This window comes from Nostocoides sp. F2B08 (assembly GCF_009184895.1).
Lineage (GTDB): Bacteria > Actinomycetota > Actinomycetes > Actinomycetales > Dermatophilaceae > F2B08.
Window position 1 is genome coordinate 35564 of sequence record NZ_WESE01000008.1, and the last position, 26662, is coordinate 62225.

Annotated in this window: 25 protein-coding genes; 9 read left to right on the forward strand and 16 right to left on the reverse strand. The window is 69.6% G+C overall.

Annotation, left to right across the window (positions count from 1 at the left end; all coding sequences use genetic code 11):
- Positions 1-40 precede the first annotated feature (40 nt).
- On the reverse strand, positions 41-433 hold the full coding sequence (locus GA707_RS15980) for a hypothetical protein (RefSeq protein WP_152179452.1): 393 nt from the start codon (positions 431-433) through the stop codon (positions 41-43).
- Positions 434-463: 30 nt separating this feature from the next.
- Complete coding sequence (locus tag GA707_RS15985; protein WP_152179453.1) at positions 464-2578, reverse strand: glycogen debranching N-terminal domain-containing protein; 2115 nt, start codon at positions 2576-2578, stop codon at positions 464-466.
- Between the two features lie 240 nt (positions 2579-2818).
- Between GA707_RS15985 and GA707_RS15990 the strand changes: the two genes are divergently transcribed.
- From GA707_RS15990 to GA707_RS16005, 4 genes are all read left to right on the forward strand, one after another.
- Entirely contained in the window at positions 2819-3877 is a 1059-nt protein-coding gene (locus tag GA707_RS15990) for a LacI family DNA-binding transcriptional regulator (protein ID WP_152179454.1), read from the forward strand.
- 73 nt (positions 3878-3950) lie between these two features.
- Entirely contained in the window at positions 3951-5207 is a 1257-nt protein-coding gene (locus tag GA707_RS15995; protein ID WP_152179455.1) for an extracellular solute-binding protein, read from the forward strand.
- A 38-nt stretch (positions 5208-5245) separates the two neighbouring features.
- Positions 5246-6394: a carbohydrate ABC transporter permease gene (locus tag GA707_RS16000; RefSeq protein ID WP_226963866.1), complete on the forward strand. Its 1149-nt coding sequence runs from the start codon at positions 5246-5248 to the stop codon at positions 6392-6394.
- A complete protein-coding gene (locus GA707_RS16005) occupies positions 6391-7302 on the forward strand; it encodes a carbohydrate ABC transporter permease (RefSeq protein WP_152179456.1) in 912 nt (303 codons plus the stop codon). Before GA707_RS16000 ends, GA707_RS16005 begins: the two co-directional genes overlap by 4 nt.
- Before the next feature lie 114 nt (positions 7303-7416).
- Here the strand turns inward: GA707_RS16005 and GA707_RS16010 are convergent, their stop codons facing one another.
- A complete protein-coding gene (locus GA707_RS16010; protein ID WP_152179457.1) occupies positions 7417-8763 on the reverse strand; it encodes a NupC/NupG family nucleoside CNT transporter in 1347 nt (448 codons plus the stop codon).
- 105 nt (positions 8764-8868) lie between these two features.
- Between GA707_RS16010 and GA707_RS16015 the strand changes: the two genes are divergently transcribed.
- Positions 8869-9348, forward strand: coding sequence for a toxin-antitoxin system HicB family antitoxin (locus GA707_RS16015; protein ID WP_152179458.1), 480 nt, complete (start codon positions 8869-8871; stop codon positions 9346-9348).
- Between the two features lie 40 nt (positions 9349-9388).
- Positions 9389-10231 carry a DUF4097 family beta strand repeat-containing protein gene (locus GA707_RS16020; protein WP_152179459.1) on the forward strand — a complete coding sequence of 281 codons (843 nt, stop codon included), beginning with the start codon at positions 9389-9391 and terminating at the stop codon, positions 10229-10231.
- A gap of 125 nt (positions 10232-10356) precedes the next feature.
- On the opposite strand, the gene GA707_RS16025 is transcribed toward GA707_RS16020, so the two are convergent.
- The 3 genes from GA707_RS16025 to GA707_RS16035 all read right to left on the reverse strand — a co-directional run bounded on the left by GA707_RS16025 (position 10357) and on the right by GA707_RS16035 (position 16514).
- On the reverse strand, positions 10357-13164 hold the full coding sequence (locus tag GA707_RS16025) for an aconitate hydratase (RefSeq protein WP_152179460.1): 2808 nt from the start codon (positions 13162-13164) through the stop codon (positions 10357-10359).
- Between the two features lie 102 nt (positions 13165-13266).
- The gene (locus tag GA707_RS16030) at positions 13267-14556 is read right to left on the reverse strand and encodes a class I SAM-dependent RNA methyltransferase (RefSeq protein WP_152179461.1); all 1290 of its coding nucleotides are present in this window, start codon (positions 14554-14556) and stop codon (positions 13267-13269) included.
- Positions 14553-16514 carry an APC family permease gene (locus GA707_RS16035; RefSeq protein ID WP_226963882.1) on the reverse strand — a complete coding sequence of 654 codons (1962 nt, stop codon included), beginning with the start codon at positions 16512-16514 and terminating at the stop codon, positions 14553-14555. Before GA707_RS16035 ends, GA707_RS16030 begins: the two co-directional genes overlap by 4 nt.
- A 139-nt stretch (positions 16515-16653) precedes the next feature.
- On the opposite strand from GA707_RS16035, the gene GA707_RS16040 reads away from it, so the two are divergent.
- Both GA707_RS16040 and GA707_RS16045 read left to right on the forward strand, forming a co-directional pair.
- Positions 16654-17328, forward strand: a complete 675-nt coding sequence (locus tag GA707_RS16040; protein WP_152179463.1) for a TrkA family potassium uptake protein — start codon at positions 16654-16656, stop codon at positions 17326-17328.
- Positions 17325-18017: a TrkA family potassium uptake protein gene (locus GA707_RS16045; protein ID WP_152179464.1), complete on the forward strand. Its 693-nt coding sequence runs from the start codon at positions 17325-17327 to the stop codon at positions 18015-18017. The genes GA707_RS16040 and GA707_RS16045 overlap by 4 nt, the downstream gene beginning before the upstream one ends.
- Before the next feature lie 41 nt (positions 18018-18058).
- Here GA707_RS16045 and GA707_RS16050 read toward each other — a convergent pair whose 3' ends face one another.
- From GA707_RS16050 to GA707_RS16080, 7 genes are read right to left on the reverse strand one after another with little or no spacing between them, the layout of a single operon-like run.
- Positions 18059-18805, reverse strand: a complete 747-nt coding sequence (locus GA707_RS16050; protein WP_152179465.1) for a DUF3159 domain-containing protein — start codon at positions 18803-18805, stop codon at positions 18059-18061.
- Positions 18777-19151: an OB-fold nucleic acid binding domain-containing protein gene (locus GA707_RS16055; protein WP_152179466.1), complete on the reverse strand. Its 375-nt coding sequence runs from the start codon at positions 19149-19151 to the stop codon at positions 18777-18779. The genes GA707_RS16050 and GA707_RS16055 overlap by 29 nt, the downstream gene beginning before the upstream one ends.
- A gap of 17 nt (positions 19152-19168) precedes the next feature.
- A complete protein-coding gene (locus GA707_RS16060; protein ID WP_152179467.1) occupies positions 19169-19900 on the reverse strand; it encodes a DUF3710 domain-containing protein in 732 nt (243 codons plus the stop codon).
- A gap of 4 nt (positions 19901-19904) precedes the next feature.
- Positions 19905-20435 carry a dUTP diphosphatase gene (gene dut, locus GA707_RS16065; RefSeq protein WP_152179468.1) on the reverse strand — a complete coding sequence of 177 codons (531 nt, stop codon included), beginning with the start codon at positions 20433-20435 and terminating at the stop codon, positions 19905-19907.
- Positions 20436-20448: 13 nt separating this feature from the next.
- Positions 20449-20748, reverse strand: coding sequence for a DUF4193 domain-containing protein (locus GA707_RS16070; protein WP_152179469.1), 300 nt, complete (start codon positions 20746-20748; stop codon positions 20449-20451).
- Between the two features lie 54 nt (positions 20749-20802).
- Positions 20803-21678 carry an inositol monophosphatase family protein gene (locus tag GA707_RS16075; protein WP_152179470.1) on the reverse strand — a complete coding sequence of 292 codons (876 nt, stop codon included), beginning with the start codon at positions 21676-21678 and terminating at the stop codon, positions 20803-20805.
- Positions 21679-21682: 4 nt separating this feature from the next.
- Positions 21683-22801: a ferrochelatase gene (locus tag GA707_RS16080; RefSeq protein ID WP_226963867.1), complete on the reverse strand. Its 1119-nt coding sequence runs from the start codon at positions 22799-22801 to the stop codon at positions 21683-21685.
- Between the two features lie 146 nt (positions 22802-22947).
- Between GA707_RS16080 and sepH the strand changes: the two genes are divergently transcribed.
- Positions 22948-24012, forward strand: a complete 1065-nt coding sequence (gene sepH, locus GA707_RS16085) for a septation protein SepH (RefSeq protein ID WP_193315376.1) — start codon at positions 22948-22950, stop codon at positions 24010-24012.
- A 75-nt stretch (positions 24013-24087) separates the two neighbouring features.
- Here the strand turns inward: sepH and GA707_RS16090 are convergent, their stop codons facing one another.
- The 3 genes from GA707_RS16090 to GA707_RS16100 are packed head-to-tail and all read right to left on the reverse strand — an operon-like array spanning position 24088 to position 26620.
- Entirely contained in the window at positions 24088-24777 is a 690-nt protein-coding gene (locus tag GA707_RS16090) for a thymidine kinase (RefSeq protein WP_152179472.1), read from the reverse strand.
- Between the two features lie 56 nt (positions 24778-24833).
- On the reverse strand, positions 24834-26018 hold the full coding sequence (locus tag GA707_RS16095; RefSeq protein WP_152179473.1) for an alkaline phosphatase family protein: 1185 nt from the start codon (positions 26016-26018) through the stop codon (positions 24834-24836).
- Positions 26015-26620 carry a DUF5998 family protein gene (locus GA707_RS16100; protein ID WP_152179474.1) on the reverse strand — a complete coding sequence of 202 codons (606 nt, stop codon included), beginning with the start codon at positions 26618-26620 and terminating at the stop codon, positions 26015-26017. Before GA707_RS16100 ends, GA707_RS16095 begins: the two co-directional genes overlap by 4 nt.
- Between the last annotated feature and the right edge of the window lie 42 nt (positions 26621-26662).

A 26662-nucleotide genomic window follows, 5' to 3' on the forward strand; every position in this document is an offset into this window, starting at 1 on the left:
TACGTGTGTGCCCGGTCGCGGGGTTCCCCGCCGACATGGATCAGCCCTGTTCGGCGTGTGTCCGGTTCTCCAGGGCCTCGGCGATCAGCTGTGTAGCCCGCCTGGCAGCGCGCAACCGCACACCCTCGAGCTCGATGTCGGTCATGGCCTGCTCCACCGACCCCTCCGGCAGTCGGTCGGCCAGGTCGACACGGATCGTGCGGTACGCCTGGCGCAGCGCGACCAGCTGGGCATCGACGTGGTGGCCTGCTAGCCAGACCAGCAGAACGAGGTGACGTCGAAGGCTGGGATACCCGCGGAACTCCGACGGGCACAGGTCGAGCAGCCATGAGGCTGCGGCGACCTGCCAGCCCGGCGAACCAGCCGGCGGGACGGCGTTGGGCCATCCGGGGGGCCCGGACCGTGGCGCCGACGGAGATGGTTCGTCGAACATATGTTCGATGATACCGGTGGGCGGGTCCGATCAGAAGGGATCGTTCACAGGGGCGGGCTCAGTAGGTTCGATGTCGGTCGTGAGGAGGATGCCTGGCGCGCCGTCCAGGTACGCCACCCCCGCACCATCCGTCGTGACGACTACCTCTCGCTCCCCCACGCGCACCCCACTCACGCGGACTCGGCCGAGTCCTTCGTCGAGCGGGGCGACGCGCAGACGCCCGGACCGGGCCTCTCCACGCAGCCCGAGGAACAGTGGTGCCACGGCCATCCCGGACGCGGCGGCCCAGGCCTGCGGGCGGCACGAAGCGGGATACGGCACCGGGTCACCCATGACGGTCTCGCCCGACAGCAGCTCCGGAAGCCGGTAGCCCACCCTGGCGCCGAGGTCCACGAGTCTCCGGAGGACGTCGGCCGCGGCGGCGGCATGCCCTTCAGCCGCCATCCCCATGGCGGCGATGGCAGTGTCATGGACCCATACCGAGCCCGTGTGGTAACCGATCGGGTTGTACCCAGGGTTGTCCGTCGACAGCGTCCCGATTCCGAAGGGTCGCAGCATCGTCGGGGCGGTCAAGCGGTCGACGACTCGTGCGGCCTCCTCGGTCGTCAGCACACCTGTGCCGAGCACGTGGCCCATGTTGCTGCCGATCCCGTCGACGTGACGTCCCTGGCCATCCAGGGCCATCGCGAGATAAGGGCCGGCGTCGTCGGAGGTCCAGAAGCGCTCTCTGATGGTTCCGGCGAGGCGGTCGGACAGCTCGGTCCACTGCTCGACGAGCCCGTCATCGAGGTCCGGTTCCAGCTCCGCGACTAGCAGAGCCGCCTTCCGTGCGGCCTCCGCTGCATACGCCATCGTCTCGACGAGGGCGATCGGCGCCGGGGCGATCGACCCGTCGCGTCGACGCATCGCGTCACCGGAGTCCTTCCAGCCCTGGTTGCTCAGACCGACGCCGGTGGCATCCTCGTAGCGCAGCAGACCGTCACCGGCGCGTTCGCTCGCCGCCACCCACGACATGGCGGCGACGAGCGAGGGCAGGAGCTGTCGGACCTCCCCCTCGGGCAGACCCCAGCGCCATGCGTCGTGCAGAAGGCAGACCCACAAGGCTGTGGCGTCCACGGTCCCGTAGTACAGCGGCGGAAGGCTCAAGGTGCTCGAGGGGTCGGCGAAGATCGTCCTGCGGACCTCATGGAGGATCTTGCCGGGCTCCTCCGCCGAGGCCGGGTCCCTGTGCCGGCCCTGCCGTCGGGCCAATGAGCGCAAGGTCCCCCCGGCCAGCGTCGTCCCGAACGGCAACGTCAGGCGAGCGGCCCAGATGCTGTCCCGACCGAACAGCGTGAGGTACCAGGGGGTGCCGGCCGCGGCGAAGCAGTCGCTGCGCTGGAGCGGGTCCGTCAGCAGCAACCCCGTGAGATCTGCGGCAGAGACCTCGGTGAGCCGCTGCAGTCGGTCGTCGGCGGTCCACACCCGGACGTGGTCGAAGTTCATTCGGGACGCCCCAGGACCGACGTCGAAGTCGCTTGCGGCCATCCGGTTCGCGCGATAGCGCACTGTGACCGACGCGCTGGCACCGGGCTCGACCTGAAGTCGCCACGAGGCGGTGACCACGCCGTGGACCTCGCCGATCCGGAGGGCCTGTGGACTCAGTCCGACCGCGAGCTCGTGCCGCGCGTCGGCCCAGACGACCTGGGTCGCGTCGAGGTGCAGAGGCGGGCGGGCCGGAGCGGACACGCGGCCGCCCTTGACGTCGTGCAGCTCGGCGGCGTCACTCCCGAGCTCGAGCTCGAGGAAGGCCTCGACCACCTGGCCGGCCCGCGACTCCACGACGATCTCCTCGACGACCGCGTCCTCGGCCAGCCTCCGATGGCGGCGCACCAGGACCGTCGGGTCGGGTCCGCTGTCCCCGAGGTGACGAGCCACACCGAGTCCGGACATCACACCGCCCTGGGCGGCTGCCACGATCGGCACCAGATCGCCTCCATCGACGCTGAGTCGGGATCGCGACACCAGCCGACGGTCGTCGATGTAGACCCCTTCAGCACCGCATCCGATGTCGCCCGAGCGGTCGGTCATGGTCGTGACGTTGCCGTGGACTCCGATCGTGAGATCGGAGATCCATGGCTGCCGCAGTGTGGGCCCGTCCGTCATGACACTCCTTGGTGGTTCGTGCGGAGAGGTCCCGAGCGCGGTCGCCACGCCCTCCTCTTGACAATCCGTGTGGGGTACAGCACAGTCGTACTCTAGCGATTTGAACGTTCAAAAGACAGACCCCTCCGCCGTTCGCGTGCATCAGCCGCTCCCAGTGCGGGTAGGACGCGGAGCGCACTTGGATCGTTCAACACTCGCCGTGACTGGAATCACCACGCGTCTGACCTCGAAGGAGAGGCCATGGGACAGGTGCCCGAGGACCCGCCCACCGCCACAGAGCGGGCGACGATCAGCGATGTCGCCCGCCGGGCTCGCGTTTCCCGCCAGACGGTCAGCAACGCGGTCCACAATCCTCAGCGGCTCAGCCTCGAGACCCTCGACCGCGTCCAGCGCGCCATCGACGAGCTGGGCTACCGTCCGCAGGCCGCCGCCCAGTCCCTGCGTCACCAGCGCACCGGGGCCATCGGGTTCGAGATCGGCACTCGCGGTCCCCGTCGAGCGAACGAGACCCTCTCCCCCGTCCTGAGCTCATTGGCCATCGCGGCGGTGGAGAACCAGTGCCACATCGTGCCGTTCGGGTCGAACACGCCGACGCCGATGATCGACGGTTACCGCGCGATGTGGCGGTCCCGCCTCGTCGACGCGTTCATCATCGCCGACACCCACCATGGCGACCCTCGTCCCGAGTGGCTGACCCGACACGGCATCCCCTTCGTCTCGTTCGGCCGGGTGTGGGACGACCCCACCTTCACCCGATGGGTGGACGTGGACGGTGCCGCCGGCACCGCCGAGGCCGTGCACCATCTCGCCGGCGCCGGCTACCACACGGTGGCCTTCCTCGGGTGGCCCGAGGGCTCGGTCACGGGCGATGACCGTCGGCGCGGATGGGCGCGGGCATGTGAGGACGCCGGGGTCCGGCGCGGCCCTGAGGGCAGCTCGCGGCAGGTGCTCGACGACGCGATGCGGGCGGCTCGCGGCGTGGTGACAGCGCTCGACCCCGGCAGTGCCGTCCTCTGCGCGTCCGACCTGCTCGCCCTGGCGGTGCACCATGTTGCCGTCGAGGAGCGCCGACGTATCGGTCCCGACCTCGGCATCGTCGGCTTCGACGGCTCCTTCCTCGCCGAGATGCACCACCTGTCCACCGTCGAGCAGCCGTTCGCCCTCATCGCCGACAAGCTGCTGCACCTCGTCCGGAATGCGCTTGGCGGCGAGTCGCCGCCCGTCGAGGGTCGACTCGTCATCCCCTCGCTGATCGACCGGTCGAGCTCGTCCCGACTCGAACCACCCACTCTGTCCTGACCCCACCCCCCGACCCCACCCCCTCCAGATCCTCCATCGCTCAACCTCGTCACCACCACACAAGGAGTAGGAAATGCCACAGAAGTCCCGCCGCACCCGACTCGGCCTCGTCCTCGCCGGCTCGCTCGTTCTCGCCGCCTGCGGAGGAGGGGGATTCGAGGAGGACACGGGCGACGGCTCCACGGCTCCGGCCTCCGCCGAAGGGCCGGTCGAGCTCCAGATGCTCATCGCATCCTCCGGCGACGCCGAGACGGCCGCCGTCCAGGAGGCGGTGGACGCCTGGTCCGAGGAGACCGGGAACTCGGTCACCGTCACGGTGGCCAGCGACATGAACCAGCAGCTGGCGCAGGGCTTCGCGAGCGGCAACCCGGCGGACGTGTTCTACATGGACGCGGGCCGTTTCGCCGACTACGCGCAGAACGGCAGCCTGTACGCCTACGCGGACCAGCTCGAGGACAACGACGACTTCTACGAGTCCCTTCGACAGGCTTTCACCTACGACGGGACCCAGTACTGCGCACCCAAGGACTTCTCATCTCTGGCGCTCGTCATCAACACCGCGTCCTGGGAGGCCGCCGGGCTGACGGAGGCGGACGTTCCCACGACGTGGGACGAGCTGACCGAGGTGGCCCAGACACTGACGACAGACGACCAGGCAGGTCTCGGTATCGGTATCGGTATCGACCGGCTGGGGGCCTTCGTGGTCCAGAACGGTGGCTGGTGGCTCAACGAGGAAGCCACCGAGCCGACCGCCGCCATCCCGGAGGTCGAAGAGGCGCTCGGCTACGTCCAGGAGCAGGTCCAGGCAGGATCCTTCCAGATGTCCAACCAGCTGGACGCAGGTTGGGGCGGCGAGGCGTTCGGCACGGAACGCGCAGCGATGACCATCGAGGGCAACTGGATCAAGGGCGCCATGTCGAACGACTACCCGAACGTCGAGTACATCGTGGCCGAGCTGCCCGAGGGCCCGGCCGGCAAGGGCACGCTCACGTTCACGCAATGTTGGGGCATCGCCGCCGACTCGGACGCGCAGGCCCAGGCGGTCGAGCTCGTCCGGGCCCTGACGACAGTGGACCAGCAGATGGCCTTCGCCGAGGCCTTCGGAGTCATGCCGAGCAGGACGTCAGCGGCGGACCCGTACCGGGAGCAGTTCCCCGAGGACGCCGCTTTCATCGCCGGCGGTGAGTACGGCCACGGACCGATCAACGCCCCCGGCATGGAGCAGGTCGTCGCCGACCTCAACTCCAAACTCGAGAACTTCGAGCAGGCCAACCTGCCGACCGTCCTCTCCGAGTTCGACACGAACGCCGCCGCGGCGCTCGGGCAGTGACCAGCGAATCCGAGCCCTCGTCGCAGCGAGGGACATCGGTGGCGGAGCGGGAGGTCCCCACCTCGGAGCCTCCCGCTCCCCGGAGCCGTAGCCCCAAGGGCAAGGGGAACTCGCACAACCTCTCCGGGTGGCTCTTCACCACACCGATGATCCTCGGTCTCGGGCTGTTCCTCTTCATCCCGATCCTCATGGCCATCTGGGTGTCGGTCAGCGACTGGACCGGACGCGGCAGCCCCTTCAGCTCTGACGTGGGCTTCGTGGGCGCCGAGAACTACGCAGCCCTGCTCACCGAGGAGGGACTGTCCCGCCAGGACTTCATGATCTCGCTGCGCAACACCTTCTACTACGTCCTTGGAGTCGTCCCCGTCCAGACGATGCTCGCGCTGTTCCTGGCGGTCGTCGTCAACCAGAAGTTCCTCAAGGGGCGCACCTTCTTCCGCACGGCCTTCTACTTCCCGTCGGTGGTCTCCTCGGTGGCCATCTCGCTCGTCTTCCTGTACCTCTTCACCGGAACCGGAGCGATCAACCGGGTGCTCGCCAGCGTCGGCATCGTCGGCCCCAACTGGCTCCAGGACCCGCGCGGGGTCATCCACATCATCGGAGACGCCGTCGGGATCTGGAGCATCGACTCCCCTCCTGCCGCGCTCGTGGAGACATCGGTGATGAGCCTGTCCATCTGGGAGTGGTTCCGGGGACCGAGCATCGCCCTCTCGGCCATCATGATCCAGGTCATCTGGACCACCGCCGGGACGTTCATGCTCCTGTTCCTGGCCGCCCTCCAGGACCTGCCGTCCGAGGTCGAGGAGGCGGCCATGGTCGACGGCGCGAACCGTTGGCAGCGGTTCAGGAACGTGACCGTTCCCCATCTCCGGCCGACCATCCTGCTCGTCATCACGCTCGGGATCATCGGCACCTGGCAGGTGTTCGACCAGATGTACGTCATGACCCAGGGCGGTCCGGCCAAGACGACCTTGACCCCCGCATACCTGTCCTATGTCGCGGCCTTCCGCCAGCAGCAGTGGGGACAGGGAGCCGCGATGGCGTTCATCCTGTTCGCGCTGATCTTCGTCCTGACCTCCCTGCAGCGGTGGGTCCTGCGTGACAAGGACGAGGCGGCGAGGAAGAAGGGAATCCGCGCACAGCGGCGAGCCGCGCGGAAGGCGCAGAGAGCGGAGGCAAGCTCATGAGCACGACCCAGCCGGAGACGCGACAACCGGAGGCGACGCGACAGCTGAGCCGCACCGTGGACGACGGCAACCGGCTCACCCGGGCCGGACGTGGGAAGAAGTCCGCCGTCTACCTCGTGCTGGTCTTCTTCGCGCTGCTCTACGTCTTCCCGTTCTTCATCCAGGTCGCCACGTCCTTCAAGACCAACGCGGACGCGGTGAACAACCCGCTGAGCCTCATACCGGACCCCTTCACCACCGCCGCCTTCGAACGTCTCGCGGAGACCGACTACCCGACGTGGTTCCGCAACTCGGTCGTCGTCACGCTCCTCGTCACCGCGGGGCGGGTCTTCTTCGTCTCCCTCGCGGGCTACGCGTTGGCGCGGCTGAAGTTCAGGGGACGAGAGGCGCTGTTCACGGCGGTCCTCGCCGTCCTGGCCGTGCCCGGGATCGTGCTGCTCATCCCGAAGTTCCTCATCCTGAACTACCTGGGGATCTACAACACCTTCCCGGCACTCTTCGTACCGCTCCTGGTCGACGCGGCCGGCGTGTTCATCATGAAGCAGTTCTTCGAGACCATTCCGCCGTCGGTGGAGGAGGCGGCGCGCATCGACGGCGCCGGCACGTTCCGGATCTTCTGGTCGGTTGTCCTGCCGATGGCCAAGCCCGCACTGATCACCATCACCATCCTGTCGTTCCAGGGGTCGTGGAACGAGCTGGGTCACTTCATCATCGCCGCGAACGACCCGGCGTTGTTCACGCTGACCCGGGGAGTCGGGCAGCTCACCTCCGGTGGGCTCGGGTCGGGCAGCCAGTTCCCGATCTCGATGGCGGCGGCCCTGCTCATGACGATCCCCACGGCGATGGTCTTCATCGTCTTCCAGCGGTTCTTCACCCAGGGTGCCAACGTCGGCGCCGAGAAGGGCTGAGAGGCCCTGACGCTGATCGACCGTGCGTTCGACGCCTCAGACCACGGTCACGGAGTCCCCCGGCGCTGGGAACCGCCGGGGGACTGCCCGCCCCGTCCCGCTGTCAGTGGCTGATCAGCCGATGAGGATGCCCGCGATGGCGGCGCTCATGAGGTTGGCCAGCGTCGCGGCGAGGATCGCCCGGATGCCCAGCTGGGCGATCTCACCTCGCCGCTCGGGCGCCAACCCGCCCAGGCCGCCGAGCAGGATGCCCAGCGACCCGAGGTTGGCGAAGCCGGTGAGTGCGAAGGTGACGATCGCCTGGGTCTTGGCCGTGTAGCTCTCGATGACGGGTGCGAAGTTCGAGAACGCGACGAACTCGTTGACGACGATCTTCTGCCCGACATAGCTCCCGGCGTCGAGAGCCTCGGACCACGGAACGCCGATGATGAACATGACCGGCGCGAAGACATAGCCCAGGATCAGCTCGAACGTGAGATCCGGTATGCCCACCAGACCACCCACGCTGCCGAGAATGAGGTTGATCAGCGCGATGAGGGAGATGAAGGCGAGGAGCATCGCACCGATGGTCGCGGCCAGCCGGAGGCCGTCCGCTGCACCACCCGCCGCCGCGTCGATGACGTTGCGATAGCCCAGATCCGACGTGAGGTCGTCGTCGTCCGCGTCGTCCGCGTCGTCCCCCTCCCTCCCGTCCACGGTCGCGACGGTCGCGGCCGATGAGTCGGCGCCTCCCGACCTCGACGTGGCCTGAGCGGGGCGGGCCCCGGACGCTGACGTGACCGCCGCCACGTCATCGGGAGCGTCCGTCTCGGTCTCCGGCATGACGATCTTGGCCATGAGCAGTGCTCCGGGTGCCGCCATGAAACTGGCGGCGATGAGGTAGTCCAGCCGAGCACCGAGGAGGGAGTAGCCGACGAGAACGCTGCCGGCCACCGTCGAGAGCCCGCCGACCATCACTGCGAAGAGACCGGAATGGGTCAGTCGCGGAATGTAGGGCCGGATGACCAGCGGCGCCTCCGTCTGTCCCACGAAGATGTTCGCGGCGGCGTTCACCGACTCCGCCTGCCGGGTGCCGAGGAGTCTGGCCAAGCCACCCCCCAGGATCTCGACGACCTTCTGCAGGACACCCCAGTGATAGAGAACGGCGGTGAGAGCGGCGAAGAACACAATCACCGGAAGCACCTGGAACGCGAAGATCAGCGCGTCCTCCTGAAGCAACGGACCGAAGAGGAACTCGATCCCGGCCCGGGATGAGTCGATCACCGCCTGCACCGCCCGCGAGGCGGCGTTCAGAGCCGTCTGGCCCGCGGGGACGAACAGCACCAGGACGCCGAATCCCACCTGGAGCGCCAGCGCGGCTCCGACGGTGCGTAGCCGGATCGCCCGCCGGTTGGTCGAGAGCAGTACCGCGAGGGCGAGGATGAAGACCATCCCCGCCAGACCCCAGAGCACATCGAGCATGTCACCCTCCTCGTCGAGTGGGACCACCGTAATGGCTGGACCACGCGTCGAGGCCTCCTGATCTGGTCCCTTGTCCTGGCGTCAGTTTGATGTCACTATGACGTCATGGAACTGTCACCGTATCTACAGGGCATCGCGGAGGATCTGGAGAAGGTCACCGCGTTGGCGGACGACCACACGCGCGAGATCACCGGCCGCCTGCTCAACGCGCTCGAGCCCAGCCTCCGGATGGCTCTGGTCCGGGCGATCTCCGACACCGCAGCGATCGTCACCGCCGACCTCGATGACGTTGTCGCGGTGGTTCGCATGGACGGCCGGGACCCCGTGATCTCCGTCGACCGGACCGGCGAGTCGCAGCCCGCCGCGGCTCCGACGGCAGACGAAGGAGATGACTACGTCCGGGTGACCGTCCGACTGCCCGAGGGTCTGAAGCAGCGCGCGGAGTCGCGCGCCACCCAGGCGGAGCAGTCGCTGAACTCCTGGGTCGTCCAGGCGATCCGGCGGGCCTCGCACGACGCGGGCTTCGCGCCGCCCTTCATGCGCCCTCCGATGCCCGGCGGTCGCCGGACCACCGGCTGGGCCTGACGTGCGCGGACACCTACTCGCACCACAGAAGGGACCCACCATGAACACCGCGACATCGACTGCCCGCACGCACGAGTTCACCGACATCGGCGCGCTCCGACTGACCAACGAACGCGGCGACGTGCGGGTGGGCTGCACGTCGCCGGACGGTGTGGCGCGTGTGCGCCTCTCTGCCCGGGCCGACATCGATCTGGACGCCGCCGACGTCCGCTCCGAGGACGGCACTCTCATCGTCGACATCCCGGTGCTGACCGATCCCGAGGGGCCGGCGGGAGTGAGGTTCCGGCTCGGCCCCCTCTCGGTCGACACGACCGGCTCCAGCGCTGCCGCCGTCGACGTCGAGATCGAGCTGCCCGCCGGCTCGGACATCCGCGCCCGCACCAAGCTCGGCGACGTCGTCGTCTCGGGAGAGGCCGGCGACGTCTCCACCCGCACCGGCGCGGGCGACGTGACCGTCGAGAGAGCCGGCAGGGTTCGAATCGGGTGTGGGTCCGGGCGGGTCTCCGTCCGGTCATGCCGTGGTGGTGACATCACGACGGGTGCGGGCGACATCACCGTCGAGGACGTCGACGGTCCCGAGCTGAACTGCCGGGCGGGCAGCGGCTCGGTGCGCCTGCCGAATAGCCGGACCCAGAAGGTCACCGTGACGACCGGATCGGGCGACGTGACGGTGCACCTCGGTCAGGGCACCTTCGAGGGCCGCTCAGGCACCGGTGACATCGAGACCGTCGTGCCGCGAGGGATCCCCGTGTGGCTCGACCTCACGAGCGGCCTGGGCAGGGTCTCGAAGGACCTCGAGTCGGTGGGCGCCCCCGAGGAGGGTCAGGAGCACCTCACCGTTCGGGTGCGCACCGGGGTGGGGAGCGTCCTGGTCCGCAACTGAGTCCCTCCGGCCGGAGCGGAGCGTCCCCATCCGGGACGCCCTTCCCGGACGCCGGATGCCCACGGCCCTAACGCAACGTGGCCGCACCCGATCGGGTGCGGCCACGCTTGCGGAGGGCGCTGGGCTCAGGCGACCAGTGAGCGAAGGACGTACTGCAGGATGCCGCCGTTGCGGTAGTAGTCGGCCTCGCCGGGGGTGTCGATCCGCACCCTGCCGTCGAACTCGACGGTCGACCCGTCACCCTTGGTCGCGACGACCGCGACGGTCCTCGGGATCGTGCCGTCGTTGAGCCCGGTGACGCCGGTGATGTCGAAGGTCTCGGTGCCGTCGAGTCCGAGTGACTCGGCGCTTTCCCCATCGGGGAACTGGAGGGGCAGCACGCCCATCCCGATGAGGTTCGAGCGGTGGATGCGTTCGTAGGACTGGGCGATGACGGCCCGCACACCGAGCAGTGCCGTCCCCTTGGCCGCCCAGTCGCGCGACGAGCCGGAACCGTACTCCTTGCCGGCGAGGACCACGAGGGGAATCCCTGCCTCCTGGTAGGAGGCAGACGCGTCGTAGATCGTGCTCTGGTCCCCGTCCTTGGTGAAGTCGCGGGTGAAGCCACCCTCCACGCCGTCGAGGAGCAGGTTCTTGAGGCGGATGTTGGCGAAGGTGCCGCGGATCATGACCTCGTGGTTGCCTCGGCGGGAGCCGTAGGAGTTGAAGTCCTTGCGCTCGACTCCGTGCTCGGCCAGGTAGCGGCCGGCGGGCGAGTCGGACTTGATCGACCCCGCCGGGCTGATGTGGTCGGTCGTCACCGAGTCCCCGAGGAGCGCCAGCACACGCGCGCCGGAGATGTCGGAGACCGGCTCGGGGTCCTTCTCCATGCCGTCGAAGTACGGGGGCTTGCGCACGTACGTCGAGTCCTCCGCCCAGGCGAAGGTGTCGCCCTCGGGCGTGGGGAGCGAGCGCCACCGCTCGTCACCGGCGAAGACGTCGGAGTAGTCCTCCGTGAACATCTCCTTGCTGATGCTCTCGACGATGGTGCGCTCCACATCCGCCGGTGCCGGCCAGATGTCGCGCAGGAAGACGTCCTGACCGGCGTGGTCCTGACCCAGCGGCTCGGACTCGAAGTCGAAGTCCATCGTTCCCGCCAGTGCGTAGGCGATGACGAGAGGCGGGCTCGCGAGGTAGTTCATCTTGACGTCCGGGTTGATCCGACCCTCGAAGTTGCGGTTGCCGGAGAGCACCGAGACCACGGCGAGATCGGCTTCGTTGACCGCCCGCGACACCTCCTCGATGATCGGCCCCGAGTTGCCGATGCACGTCGTGCAGCCGTAGCCCACGAGGTGGAAGCCGAGCTTCTCCAGGTAGGGCCACATGCCGGCCTTCTCGTAGTACCCCGTGACGACCTTCGACCCAGGGGCCATCGAGGTCTTCACCCAGGGGGCGACCGTCAGGCCCTTCTCGACCGCGTTCTTGGCGAGCATGGCGGCCGCCATCATCACCGACGGGTTGGAGGTGTTCGTGCAGCTCGTGATGGAGGCGATCGCGACGTGACCGTGGTCGACCACATGCTCCGCCCCGTCGAGCGAGACCGGAGTGGGCTCGCTCGCCCGCTCCACGTCGGCTGCCGCGGCAGGCGAGTGGACCGGTCGGCCCGCGCTCTCGGACTGCTCACGGGCGTCGTGCGAGGGCGAGTCGGAGGCCGGGAAGGTCCCCATGAGCTCCTGGTCGACGCTGCTCTTCTCGATGCCGTGGCCGTTGACCACGTAGTTCTTCAGGTCGTTGCGGAACTGCTCCTTGGCCTGTGTCACCGCGATCCGGTCCTGCGGCCGCTTCGGGCCGGCGATGGAGGGCACGACGGTGGACAGGTCGAGCTCGAGGAACTCGGAGTAGCGGGCCGGCCCGGCGCCGAGGTCCAGCCACATGCCCTGGGCCTTGGCGTACGCCTCGACGAGCGCGACCTGCTCGTCCGAGCGGCCCGTGAGGCGGAGGTACTCGAGCGTGACGTCGTCGATCGGGAAGATCGCGCACGTCGAGCCGAACTCCGGGCTCATGTTGCCGATGGTGGCGCGGTTCGCCAGCGGGACCTCCCCCACGCCCTCGCCGTAGAACTCGACGAACTTGCCGACGACTCCATGCTCGCGGAGCATCTCGGTGATGGTCAGCACGACGTCGGTCGCCGTCGCGCCGGACGGGATCGAGCCACTCAGCTTGAACCCGACCACCCGCGGGATGAGCATCGAGACCGGCTGTCCGAGCATGGCGGCCTCGGCCTCGATCCCGCCTACACCCCAGCCAAGGACTCCCAGACCGTTGACCATGGTCGTGTGCGAGTCGGTGCCGACGCACGTATCCGGGTAGGCGACGCCGTCACGCACCATCGTCACGCGGGCGAGGTGCTCGATGTTGACCTGGTGGACGATCCCGGTGCCGGGCGGGACGACCTTGAAGTCGTCGAAGGCGGTCTGTCCCCACCGCAGGAACTGGTAACGCTCCTCGTTGCGTTCGTACTCGATCGCGACGTTCTTCTCGAAGGCCTCGTGGGAGCCGAAGAAGTCGATGATGACGGAGTGGTCGATGACCAGCTCGGCGGGCGCGAGCGGGTTGATCTTCGTGGGGTCGCCGCCGAGGTCGACCATCGCCTCGCGCATCGTCGCGAGGTCGACGATGCAGGGCACACCCGTGAAGTCCTGCATCACGACCCGGGCGGGGGTGAACTGGATCTCGGTGTCCGGGTCGGCGGTCTCGTCCCACGAGCCGAGCGCCCTGATGTGCTCCGCCGTGATATTGGCGCCGTCCTCGGTGCGCAGGAGGTTCTCGAGGAGCACCTTGAGGCTGTACGGGAGCGTGGAGCTCCCCTCGACCGCGTCGATTCGGTAGATCTCGTAGCTGGAGTCGCCCACCTCGAGCGTGTCGCGGGCGTTGAAGCTGTTGGTGCTGGCCACTGTGTGCTCCTTTGCGTCCAGGGTCTGGATGTCGTGACGGATCCGGGTGATTTATCTTGACGTCAAGATATATCTAACCACACGACCGGCTGCCCAAGCAGCCTAGTCGGCCGTCGGCCGGCTGACCGGCGCGAGGAGCGCGACCGTCTCGACATGGTGGGTCATCGGGAAGGCGTCGAAACACCGCAGGCCTGCCAGCGCATACCCGAACTCACGGAAGGTCGCCACGTCCCTGGCGAGAGCTGCGGGGTCGCACGCCACGTAGGCCACGGCCCGCGCGCCGAGGCGGGCGACCTCCCGCACGACCTCCGCACCCGCACCGATCCGGGGCGGGTCGAGGACGACGAGGTCGCAGGTATGCGGCAGCAGGGGCGACCGGGCCGGTCGCCGGCGGCGTCCCGGGGCTCGGCGCGGCCGCCGACGCGCCCGCTCGTGCCGCGGGACACCCAGCAGGTCGTCGACCCGGCCCTCGACGACGAGGGCTTGGCGGTGTTCCGCGAGGTTCGACCGGGCATGACCGACCGCTGCTCGGTCACTCTCCACGGCGACCACCTGACCGAGCGGACCGACCCGTTCGGCGAGCGCGCACGCGAACAGCCCGACCCCGGAGTACAGGTCGACCGCCCGCTCCCCCGGCCTCGGTTCGAGCATCTGCAGAACCGCCTCGACGAACGTCGCCGCCGCACCCGGATGGACCTGCCAGAAGCCACGGGCGTCCAGGGCCAGGTCGAGCTCGAGCTCCTCGGCACTGACGTGCTCGACGATCCGCCGCTCCCGCTCGGCCTGCGCCGGGAGCACGGTCACCACGACCTCGCCGTGCGAGGTCTCGGTGACGTCGATGCTGTCGGCGTCGGGCCAGCTCCGGCCCGTGACGTCGGCTTCCGTCACCCCTCGGGAGGCGATGAGACAGCGGTCGAGGGGGACGACCTCATGGGACCGGTGGCGCCGCAGTCCGGGCCGGCCGTCCCCATCGACCGCGAACTCCACCCGGGTCCGCCACCCCAGGCCGTCGCGGTCGCCGGGGACCGGCTCGACGACGACCTCGTTCGGCAGGTCCTCGCGTTCGAGTCCGCCCAGCCGGCGTAGCTGCTCGAGCACGACGGTCTGCTTGAGCCGGCGCTGCTCGGGGAGGGCGACGTGCTGGAAGTCGCAGCCACCGCATACACCCGCATAACGGCACGGCGGCTCGACACGCTGCGGTGATGCGCGCAGCACCTCGACGACGTGGGCCCGCAGGAACGACCGGCCCGGCTCGCCTTCGGTCACCCGGGCCAGCACCCGCTCGCCCGGGAGCGCGTGACGCACGAAGACGACCTGACCGTCGAGGCGCGCCACACAGTGTCCGCCGTGGGCGACAGCACCGACGTCGAGCTCGACCACCTCGCCGATCACTCGTCGCCCCGACGGACGTCACCGGGCGCGGGCGCGTCGAGAGCCGGCTCCTGGCCGGCCGAGGAGCTCAGCTGCCACGGAACAGAGGAGACCATGACGCCGGGCATGAAACGCAGCCTGGTCTTCAGACGGAGCGCGCTCTGGTTGTGCAGGACCTGCTCCCACCAGCGACCCAGGACGTACTCGGGCACGTACACCACGACGAGGTCTCGCGGGTTGTCCGAGCGCAGGGACTTGACGTACTCGACGACGGGCCGGGTCACCTCGCGATACGGACTGTCGAGGGCCTTGAGCTGGACCGGGATGCGCAGTCGCTCCCACTCGTCCTGAAGAGCTGCCGTCTCGGCGGGGTCGACGGACACCGTGACCGCCTCGAGGCGCGAGGGGCGGGTGGCCCGCGCATACGCCAAGGCGCGCAGGGCGGGTTTGTGGATCCGGGACACGAGGACGATCGCGTGCACCCGCGACGGCAGCCGGGTGTGGTCGGTCTCACCGGGGTCGACCTGCAGCTCCTTCGAGACCCGTGCGTAGTGCCGGGAGATCCGGGTCATGATGACGAACAGCACGGCCATTGCGGCGATGGCGAATCCGGCGCCGTGCACGAACTTCGTGACGACCACGACGATGAGCACGACACCGCAGACAACCGCCCCCACCGTGCTGATGGCCCTGCGCCGCACCATGTCACGCCTGGCCGCGGGGCGTGTCTCGAGACGCAGGTGTCGGTTCCAGTGGCGCACCATGCCGAGCTGGCTCAGCGTGAACGAGACGAACACCCCGACGATGTAGAGCTGGATGAGCCGGGTGACCTCCGCGTCGAAGACGACCACCAGGGAGATGGCCGCCCCCGCCAGGATGATGATGCCGTTGGAGAAGGCCAGTCGGTCGCCGCGCGTGTGCAGCTGGCGGGGCATGTAGCCGTCGCGGGCGAGGATGGAGCCGAGGACCGGGAATCCGTTGAACGCGGTGTTGGCGGCGAGGACGAGGATGAGACCGGTGACGAGGGAGACGACGACGACACCCATGGGGAACCCCTCGAACACCGCCTTGGACACCTGGCCCATGACCGTGTCCTGCACGTAGTCGTCCCCGACGAGTCGGCCGTCGATGGCCAGCTGGGTCGCGGGATCCTCGGCGAACTGGACGCCGGTCCACCGCGCGAGCGTCACCATCGAGACGAGCAGCGTGATCGCGATGATGCCCATGAGGAGCAACGTCGTCGCCGCGTTGCGGCTCTTGGGCCGCCGGAAGGCCGGGACGCCGTTCGAGATGGCCTCGACCCCGGTCAAGGCCGCACAGCCCGAAGAGAAGGCCCGAAGGAACAGGAACGCCATGGCCAGGGTGCCCAGGGCCTCGTAGCCCGGCTCGGGCAGGAGTTCGAGGCCCGCGCTCTCGGCCAGCGGGAGGGTGCCGCGCTCGTGCCGGACCGCTCCCACGACCGCCATCGTGATGATGCTCGCCATGAAGAGGTAGGTCGGCAGCGCGAACAGCGAGCCGGACTCCCGAACGCCACGCAGGTTGACCGCGGTGAGGAGGACGATGAGCCCGACGGCCACCTCCACCTCGTGCCCACGCACGAACTCGAACGCCGCAGCCGCGTTCTGCACACCGGAGCTGATCGAGACGGCGACGGTGAGCACGTAGTCCACGAGGAGCGCGCTCGCCACCCCGACCCCCGCGCGAGGTCCCAGGTTGACCGTGGCGACCTCGTAGTCGCCGCCCCCGCTCGGGTAGGCGTAGACGTTCTGACGGTAGCTCGCGACGACGACGACCATCACGACGACGACCGCGAGCGCGACCTTCCAGCTGTTCGTCAACGCGAGGGCACCTCCCGCGAGGCCGAGCGTCAGGAGGATCTCGTCCGGGGCGTAGGCGACCGAGGACAGCGGGTCGCTGGCGAAGACCGGGAGGGCGATCTTCTTCGGGAGGAGCGTCTCGCCGAGCCGATCGCTGCTCATCGCCCGGCCGACCAGGATGCGTTTGAGAACTCGTCGCCGGGAAGGCACGACCGCAAGGGTACGCCGTCCGTCCAGGGTCTGCGCGCGCATCCCCTGCGACGCCGTGTCGGCCGAGGTTCCCCGTGTACCGTTCAGTACCGTGCACTTCGTCATCATGGGCTGCGGCCGGGTGGGTGCCTCGCTCGCCCGGGCCCTGCAGCGGGCCGGCCACGACGTAGCGGTGATCGACCAGGACGAGACGTCCTTCCGGCGCCTCGGGGCCGAGTTCACGGGCCGCAGGGTCACCGGGGTGGGCTTCGACCGCGAGACCCTCGAGGCTGCCGACATCCGCGGCGCCTATGCCTTCGCGGCCGTCTCCAGCGGCGACAACTCCAACATCCTCGCTGCTCGGGTGGCCCGCGAGACCTACGGCATCGAGCACGTGGTCGCGCGTATCTACGACCCCGGACGCGCTGAGATCTACCAGCGTCTCGGCATTCCCACGGTGGCCACCGTGAAGTGGACGTCCGACCAGATCCTGCGCCGGCTGCTTCCCCAGGGCCACGTGCCCGAGTTCACCGATCCTTCCGGACGCATCGTCATCGCGGAGGTCCCGGTCGACGTGTCCTGGGTGGGTCAACGCCTCACCCGCATCGAGAGTGCGACCCGGGCGCGGGTGGCCTATCTCACCCGTCTCGGCGAAGGCATGCTCCCCGAACGGGACACCGTGTACCAGTCAGGGGACCTGCTACACGTCGCAGTCCCCCGGGACGAGCTGGGGCACGTCGAGCGCGTGCTCGACGGGCATCCTCCGACGGAGGGCGAGCAGCCATGAGAGTCGTCATCGCGGGAGCCGGCAGTGTCGGCCGGTCGATCGCCCGGGAGCTCATCCGCAACGACCACGAAGTGCTCCTCATCGACAAGGACACCGACCCGAGCCGCGTCGCGCGGGTCCCGAGCGCGAGCTGGCTGCAGGCCGACGCCTGCGAGATCAGCGCCCTGGAGGAGGCCGGCCTGGCCACCTGCGACGTGGTCGTCGGGGCGACCGGTGACGACAAGGTCAACCTCGTCCTGTCCCTGCTGGCCAAGACCGAGTTCGCCGTGCCACGCACCGTCGCGCGCGTGAACAACCCCCGCAACGAGTGGCTCTTCGACGAGACGTGGGGGGTCGACGTGGCCGTCTCGACGCCCCGGCTGATGACCGCGCTCATCGAGGAGGCCGTCTCGATCGGCGACCTGGTCCGGATCTTCACCTTTCAGCAGGGCCTGGCGACCATGGTCGAGCTCACCCTGCCCGACGACAGTCCCTACGCGGGGTCCCGCGTCGGCGACGTGCCCTTCCCCGGGGACACGGTCCTCGTCGGCATCATCCGGGAGCAGCATCCGATCGCACCGAGCCCGGACGACACCCTGGAGCCGCACGACGAGCTGCTCTTCATCACGGCCCCCGACGTCGAGCTGGACCTCGAGAACATGCTGAGCCCGGGACACCGTCACAAGCGCGAGATCGTCGACGACATGTAGTCGCCGGGCGGCGCGGACGCCCCGCCCGCTCCCCGTCTCCGCTACTCGTCGTGAACCTGGCGCTCGGCCGAGGCACTGAGGGCCACGGGTGTGCGGCCGCGGGCCAGCAGCCAACCCATCAGGGCGAGGGCGGCAACCCACGCCGGCCAGCCCAGGACGACCCGCGCGACTCCGAGAGCGGCGACGTTGCCGCTGAGGTAGAGCGGAACCATCACGCCGAGCCGCACGGCGTACAGGCCGACGATGACATAGGTCAACCGGGTCGCCACCCGAACCACGCCCGGGTCACGGCGCCAGGCGAACGGATCCTCCTTGGCGCGGGGATCGCCGGCTCCGACGATGAAGCCGACGAGCGGCCAGCGTGTGACGATCGACAGGACGGCGCCGAAGCCGTACGCGGTCGAGAGCAGGATGCCGGGCAGGAACGCGTCCTCGGCTCGTCCGGAACGGAGGGCGAAGAAGGCGGCGATGCCCGTGGCGAGGAAGCCGCTCAGCACGTACTGCATGGAGCCGCCATGGGCCGCGCGCATCGCCGCGGCCAAGGCGGCCGTCACGAGTGCCGAGCCGGCGGAGAGCCGGATGTCGTTCGTGATGGTCCAGACGATGACGAACACGACCATCGGCACGGCCGTCTCGAGACTGCCCCGCCAGCCACCCACGGCCGTCGCGAGGCGGTGCCGGATCACCGCCTCCACGGTCTCGGGTGCCTCGGTCGGCGGGTCGCCGCGGTGTGGATCAGGGTGCGGGTGGGTGTGCGGCTCAGGACTCACGGTGCGGAACGATCTCATAGGCGGGGTTGTACATGATTCGGTGTCCCCTTCGGATGCTGACCCGGCCGTGGGCGCGGAGGGTGACCCCACACTCGATCCCGGGGATGGCCTTGCGACCGACGAACACGAGTTGGATGGCGCCGGTCGCGTCGGCGACCTCGACGACGAGAGCGGTCACGGCCGTCGTCGTCGGGAGCGTCAGGGCGCGGACCCGCCCTTGCACGGTGGCCCGGTGCCGGTCGACGGCTTCGACGATCCTGATCGTGCCGTCGTCGTGGTGGTCGACGCGTCCGTCCTCGACGACGAGGTCGTCGTCGGCGGCCACCGACTTGATCCGGTCCACGACCTTGCTGAGCAGGCCCATGCGTCGCCCCTGCCTTCTCAGCGGGTCTCGGTGATCTCGGGACCGCGCTCGAAGGGACTCAAAGGCTCACCGGACTCGTGGGACTCGGACGGGCCCCCCTCGTCATCCGCGGAGCCCTCGTCGCTCGGGGTGCGCGCGGCATTCTTCGGAAGCGTCAGGGCGAGGACCTCCCGCGGGGCCATCGGCGCGTCTCCTCGAACGACGACGACATGGTCGAGCAGACCGTAGAAAGGCGCTGCCGCAGCCTCGTCGATCGCGGCCCGCCCGGAGAGCACAGCGCGGAAGAACCAGCGGGGACCGTCGACACCGACGAAACGCGCGGGTGAGAACACCGTCCGGCCGTTCGCCGCCCGACTGGGCATCCGTGCGTGCAGCTCGGTGCCGAGCGGGCCCTCGACCTCCTCGGCGGTACCTCCGTTGGTGGCGACGTTCTGGGCGATCTCGTCCCGGATCTCGTCCCAGATCCCCGATGACTTGGGCGCCGCATACGCCTGCACCTGCATCTGCGAGTCTCCGATGACCAACTGGGCGCCGACGACCTTCTGACGCTCATCGTCGACCTCGAGACGCAGCTCCATGCCTTGGACACCGCGCAGCCAGATCGACCCGAGATCGACCCGGCCCTCCTGGTCGGGGACCTGCGAGCGGTCCCGGGGTCCCCGGGTCACCGGCTCGTCCTCGGCGATGGCCGGGGTGCTGTCGACCTCGTCCTCGACGGGGGCGTTCTTCTTGCGGCCGAAAAGTCCCACGGCGTCAGTCAGCCTCTCTGCGGTCTCGAGTCCTCAGGTGGTCGGTTCCGGTCGAGCCCGCTGATGGGGCGGCGTTGGACGCCGCTGCGAAACCGCCGCTCGACCCGTGACCAGTCTCCCCCCGATCACTGTCCGGAAGCGAATCCACCGGGAGGAACTCCGCCTGCACGACCGGCACGATGAGCAGTTGCGCGATCCGGTCGCCGCGCCGGATGGCCACGTCCTCGGACCCGAGGTTGACGAGGTTGACGAGGATCTCTCCGCGATACCCACTGTCGATGGTGCCTGGAGCGTTGACGATCCCGACCCCGTGTCGGGCCGCCAGCCCTGAACGGGGGTTGACCAGGCCGACATGACCCGGGGGAACCGCCACGGCCACCCCGGTGCGAGCCAGGGCCCTCTCACCGGGCCGGAGCACGAGATCCTCGATGGACGCGAGGTCAGCCCCGGCATCGCCCGGCTTGGCGTACTCCGGCCGGACCCCGCCGTCGCGCAGGTGAAGGGGGACGACGACGGTCGGGGACGGGCCGCTCATCCGGAGGCTCGGTTCAGGCAGCACACTCGCGGCAGACCATGAGGCCGTTCTTCTCAGAAGCGAGCTGCGAGCGGTGGTGGACGAGGAAGCACTGGCTGCACGTGAACTCGTCGGCCTGCCTCGGCAGGACCCGGACGGACAGCTCCTCCCCCGAGAGGTCCGCCCCCGGAAGCTCGAACCCTTCGGCCTGTTCGGCCTCGTCCACGTCCACGCTCGAGGACCGGGTGTCCACCCGCCGGGACTTCAGCTCCTCGATGGAGTCCTCGGAGATCTCGTCGTCGGTCTTGCGTGGGGCGTCATAGTCAGTGGCCACGGTAGGTCTCCTTCACCCGGAACGTTGAGCAGCGAGGCGGATTGTGCCGCATTATCAGGCCGATGTCACATCACACTCGGACATCGCCCGTTCGAGCCGCTCAACGAACGGAGCACGAAGCGCATTCCCGCACGCCACGACGAGATCGGACCCCGGAGCAGCGTCGCTCCGACCGCTGACCGTTCCCCCCGCCTCGGTGACGATGACCCAGCCGGCAGCGAGGTCCCAGGCGTTCAACCCACGCTCGTAGTAGGCGTCGACGCTGCCTTCGGCGACCCGGCACAGGTCGAGTGCCGCACTGCCCATCCTGCGGATGTCGCGGATATCCGGGAGGATGCCGGCCAGCACCGCCGCCTGCCAGGCCCGGCGGTCGGCCGCATACCCGAAACCCGTCGCCACCAGGGCCTGGCTGAGGTCACTCAGATCGCTCACCCGCAAGGTCATGGACCGCCCGGACGCATCGATCCGCTGCGCACCGGCCCCCTCGGCCGCGCTGTAGGTATGACCCATGACCGGGTTGACGACGGCGCCGGCGACCGGTCGCCACCCGCCCGTCGTCTGCGGGTCGCCGACGACCGCGGCGATGCTGACGGCGTAGGCCGGAATTCCGTACAGGTAGTTGACCGTCCCGTCGATGGGGTCGACCACCCAGGTGATGCCCGTCCGACCCGTGCGGGTCGAGCCCTCCTCCTCACCGAGGAACCCGTCGTCGGGGCGACGTTCCCGAAGGGCCGTGACGATGAGGTCCTGGGCCCGCTGGTCCATGTCGGTCACGACGTCGGTGTCCGTCGTCTTCGTCGTGACGGACAGGGTGACGGGGCGGTCGTCGACGATGAAGCGCCCGGCCGAGACGGCCACGTCGACGGCGATCTTCCGAAGCACCTCGACGTCGTGCACCGGGTCGTCCTGACGATCAGGTGCCGTGCCCATGACCTCAGTCCTGCCCGCACAGCGCGGGCCGCGCGGTCCGCAGGTTCGGGCAGCAGCCCGGAGCGCATACCGAGGGCCGCACGTCCTCACCGGTCCAGGCCGCCGGTGCCGGAGCCTCGCCACGGGCCTGAGCGGCCCGCTCGAGGAGCAGGTCGACCAGGCCACCGACGAACCGGGGGTGCGTCCCGACGGTGGCGGCCCGGACCAGCCGCACACCCACCCGCTCGCACGTCGCCCGCGCCTCGGTGTCCAGGTCGTAGACCACCTCCATGTGGTCCGACACGAAGCCGATCGGCGCGAGCACGACGGTATCGACCCCTTCGGCCGCGAGCTCCTCGATCCGGTCGTTGACGTCCGGCTCGAGCCACGGCTGCTGGGGCGGTCCCGACCGCGAGCAGAACACGAGCTCGCCGTGCAGGTCGGGGAGGCCGAGCTCGCCTGCGACCTGCTCTGTGACGGCCTCGGCGACCCAGAGGTGCTGGCGGCTGTACAGATGGCCCTCACCGTCCCCCGGGCCGGAGGTCGCGTCCATCGCGGTGGGGATCGAGTGCGTGACGTAGAGCAGCGCCGGAGTCGCCGCCGATCCGGAGCGGGCCTCCAGCACCGCATCGCGGACCGCCGCGACGTTGCCCGCACCGAAGCCGGGCGTGAGGGCGTAGGGGCGGACCTTGTCCACCTCGAGAGTCACCCCGGTCGCCTCACGCGCGGCGGCGACCGCATCGGCGAGGTTCTCGCGGTACTGCCGACAGGACGAGTAGCACGAGTAGGCGCTCGTCGTGAGCACGAGCAGCCGCCGGTGGCCGGCCGTGGCGAGCTCGGTGAAGGTGTCCGCCAGGAGCGGGTCGAAGTTGCGGTTGCCCCAAGCGATCCGCGTGGGCATACCGCGGATCGCCAGCTCGGCCTCGATCGCTGCGATCAGGGACCGGTTCTGAGCGTTGATCGGGCTCACTCCCCCGAAGAGGGCGTAGTGCTCCCCCACCTCGGCCAGCCGCTCATCCGGGATGCCCCTGCCGGCCGTGACGCGCCGCAGGAACGGCAGGACGTCGTCCGGTCCCTCCGGCCCACCGAACGAGACGAGGACGATGGCGTCATAGGGGCTCAGCGCGGGGCTCGGATCGGGCACGCAGGCAGTCTATGCAGGGGTGCGGCCGGGGCCGAGACCCCTGGACCCCACTCCGACCCGCCGATCCCACCCGCCGGCCGGCACGATTTCGACCGTCTGCCGCGTGGCCTCTTGGCGAGGCGGCGCACCTTTGGCACGCTCGGTCCATGGGACCGGGCCTGACGCACTTGCGCCTCATCGGCGTGCATGACAGCGGAGAGCACCTTCTGCTGTCCGACGGTGACGGTGGGCGATACCTCCTCCCCCTCGACGAGAGTCTCAAGGCCGCGGCCCGGCGGGACCGGCCACGCCTCGGGCAGCTGCAGATCGAGATCGACGGTGCGATCCGCCCCCGAGAGGTCCAGACACTGATGCGCACCGGGCTGACCCCGGAGGAGATCGCCGACCGCACCGGCTGGAGCGTCGAGCGGATCCGCCGCTACGAGGCGCCCGTCCTCGCCGAGCGGGAGTACGCCGCGAACCTCGCCCAACAGGTCTACGTACGCGGTGGCTCGAGCCCGCTGACCCTGGGCAACCGCGTCGCACGACGCCTGCACGACAGGGGTGTGGACCCCGCCGCCACCGCGTGGGACTCGGTGCGCTCCGAGGAGGGCAACTGGACAGTCACGGCGACCTTCGCCGCCGGTGGGCGCGAGCGGACCGCCTCGTGGTACTTCGACATGGCCGGCCGCACGGTCGTCGCCGCCGACGACGAGGCGCGCTGGCTGAGCGAGGACGACACACCCGCAGGCCCCATCCCCGCACCGCATCCGCCCCAGCCGTCCGACCACAGCGTCGCGGTCTTCGACGTCGAGGCCGACGGAGGAGTGTCGCCCTCGCGACGGGAGCTGCCACCGCCCATCGACCTCATGCAGGCGATGAGGGAGGGTTCGAGCGTGCGCAGCCGACGCCGACGCCGACGCGCCCCCAGCCCGTCCGACGTGCCCCTCGACCAGCCCGATGACGCTCTGCCTCTCGAGGAGATGGGCTACGACCCGGCGACCATGGGCGATCCACCCGGCGCGCGCGGGCCGCATCCCGACGACACCGCCGATGAGTCGCCGGGCGATTCCGGAACGCCCGGCGAGCCACAGGGGCACGCGGACAGGCCCGAGCCGGACGGACCCGAGGCACCACCCGAGTCGGGAACCGGACACCGCCGCCCGAAGTCCAAGCGGCCGTCGGTGCCGAGCTGGGACGACATCATGTTCGGCACCAAGCCGCCCTCCTGAGCGAGCGCGGGTCCGGCGGTCGCCGCTGCATCCGCGTCGCTGTACCCCCGATGTCCGGTGGCCACCGTCGGGTGGTCAGTGACCCGGAGCACCCCCGGCCGGCGGGATCACCGGGCAGACGTCGAGGTCGAACGGGAGGACGTCGTCGGTCGCCGAGGCCAGGGCGGCCGCCCGACTGTTCATCCGGCGCATGTAGTGACGTCGGCAGAGCACTTCGTACTCGACCTCGGCACCGGTGCCCGTGTCACCGACGACGACCTGCTCTCCCTCGACCACCATGACGCCGTCGATGACCCTGGCGTTGTGCGTCGCCCTGCGGCCGCACCAGCACAGCGCCGACACCTGGAGCACCTGGACCCGGTCGGCGAGCTCGACGAGCCGCTTCGACCCGGGGAACAGCTCGGTCCGGAAGTCCGAGGTGATGCCGAAACAGAAGACGTCGATACCGAGCTCGTCGACGATGCGGGCCAGACCCTCGACCTGCTCACCCGTGTAGAACTGGGCCTCGTCGCAGATGAGGTAGTCGATCGACTCCCCCGCCGTCAGCCAGCGCACGACCGTGTCCCAGAAGTCGAGGCCGTCCTCGACCTCCACCGCCTCGGTCGCCAGGCCCAGACGCGAGGAGATCATCGCCGAGCCGGCCCGGTCGAGCTTGGCGAAGATGACCCCGCGACGGCCCCGCCGCCTGTGGTTGTAGTCCATCTGCAGGGCCAGCGTGGACTTGCCGCAGTCCATGGTGCCCGAGAAGAAGACGAGCTCAGACATGCGCACCGACCTCCCGGGTTGCGAACGGTGATGCCGTGGTCATGGTCATGGGCGAATCACCGTGCTGAGGAGGTGGTCAGGGTCAGCAGCGGGACCTCGACCTCGTCGGCCGACAACGACCCGTGCACGCCGCGCAGGGCGATCAGCTCGGGCCGGTGGACCCGGGAGTCGACGACGGAGTACCCGGGCGCCATGAGCACGACGACGTCTCCGATCCGGGACATCACCCGCTCCTCGACGGATCCGAAGAGCCCGAGCTCGACGGCCTGCTCGCGGGTCAGGACATCGCCGCGACCGGCCAACCTCGCGGCCCACCGCCCGCAAACGTCCGGAGTGGCCCCGGCCACCGCATACACCTGGGGGCTGCGTGGCTCGCCGGCGACCCGTTCGACGCCCGCCGCAAGCTCGGGTTCGAGGGCGACGTCGAGGACGTTCTCGGAGGGGACGTCGACCATCCCGTGGTCGGCCGTCACGACGAGGAGGGTGTCGGACGGCAGCCCGTGAGCCAGCCGGTCGAGCTCGACATCGACCGCGGTGAGCTCTTCGCCCCACTGCCAGGAGTCGCACCCGTGGACGTGACCGACCTTGTCGACGTCGCCCCAGTAGAGGTAGCTGAGCGAGCGCGGCGCCCGCGCCGCCGCGAGGGTGGCGTCGACGCGGTCCGCGAGGCTCTCGGCACCCACGAACGCCCCACCGCGCAGGGCCGCCCTCGTCAGTCCGGAACCGGCGAAGAAGCCGGGCCCGATCCGCGAGGTCGCGATGCCCCGGCTCACGGCGTGCTCGAACTGTGTGCGGTGCGGCTGCCAGTCCTCGGGCACCGGCCCGTCCTCCCAGGAGAGCTCGTTGACGATCCTCCCGGTGGCGGGGTCGCGCACCTCGTAGCCGACGAGGCCGTGCGCGCCCGGGGGCAGTCCGGTGCCGAAGCTGCCCATGGAGGTCGCGGTCGTCGTCGGGAAGCCCGCCGACAGGGTCCGTCCGTCCGGGAGGAGGGACCGGAGGAAAGGCGCGTGGCCGGCACGTCTCCGTAGGAGGCGCTCGCCCAGGCCGTCGACGAGGACGACGACGGCGCGCGTCGCCGACGGCAGTGCGATCGCCGGAGCGGGTTCGGCGCCGTCCTGCTCGGACACCGGAGCACCGACCGCCGCGAGGACGCCGGGAAGGACCGCCCCGAGACCGATCGAGTCGTAGCGGGGCAGGACCCAGTCGTGAGCCGAGGGCTCCACCGCGGAGCCGGACGTCATCGGGTCACGGACAGCCCGGTGGCCGCGGACATGGCCTGCGCGAAGTCGAGAGCCGACCGTACGACATCCTCACCATCGGCATCGGCGCTCACCCGCAGCGAGATGTCGTCCGCGGTGATGGTGCCGTCGTAGCCGTGGTCGGCGTCGCAGGACGGATCACCACAGGTCGCCGGGCCGACGTCGATGCGGCTCACGGTGCCCCACCCGAGCGTCAGCGTCACCTCCCGACCGAGGGATCCGGGGACGTAGCGGCTGGGGTCGGGAACGACATGGGTGACCATCACCCCGCGAACCGCGGACAGCGGGATCGTCTCACTGGTCGCGGTCGCGACGTCGGCCTCACCCGGATGCCCCTCGTGGTCGTCGGCGTGGACGATGACGAGGGTCGCGTCGGTGAGCACGAGTGCCGTGACATGGCGTCGCACCGCGTCCTGGTCGAACGTCGTCTCCTGGTGGACGAAACCGGCGAGGACCGGGCGGCCGCCCACGGTGTGCGCCACGACGTCACTCACGAGGGCCGGATAGTAGCCCGCCCGCTCGATCGCGCTGAGGAGGTCGGCGGGAAGTGACCGCTGCGGAGACGGTGGGGAGGTTCGGCGCACCCGCCCATCCTAGGCGCCGCTCCCGCTCTCCGGATCCGCACG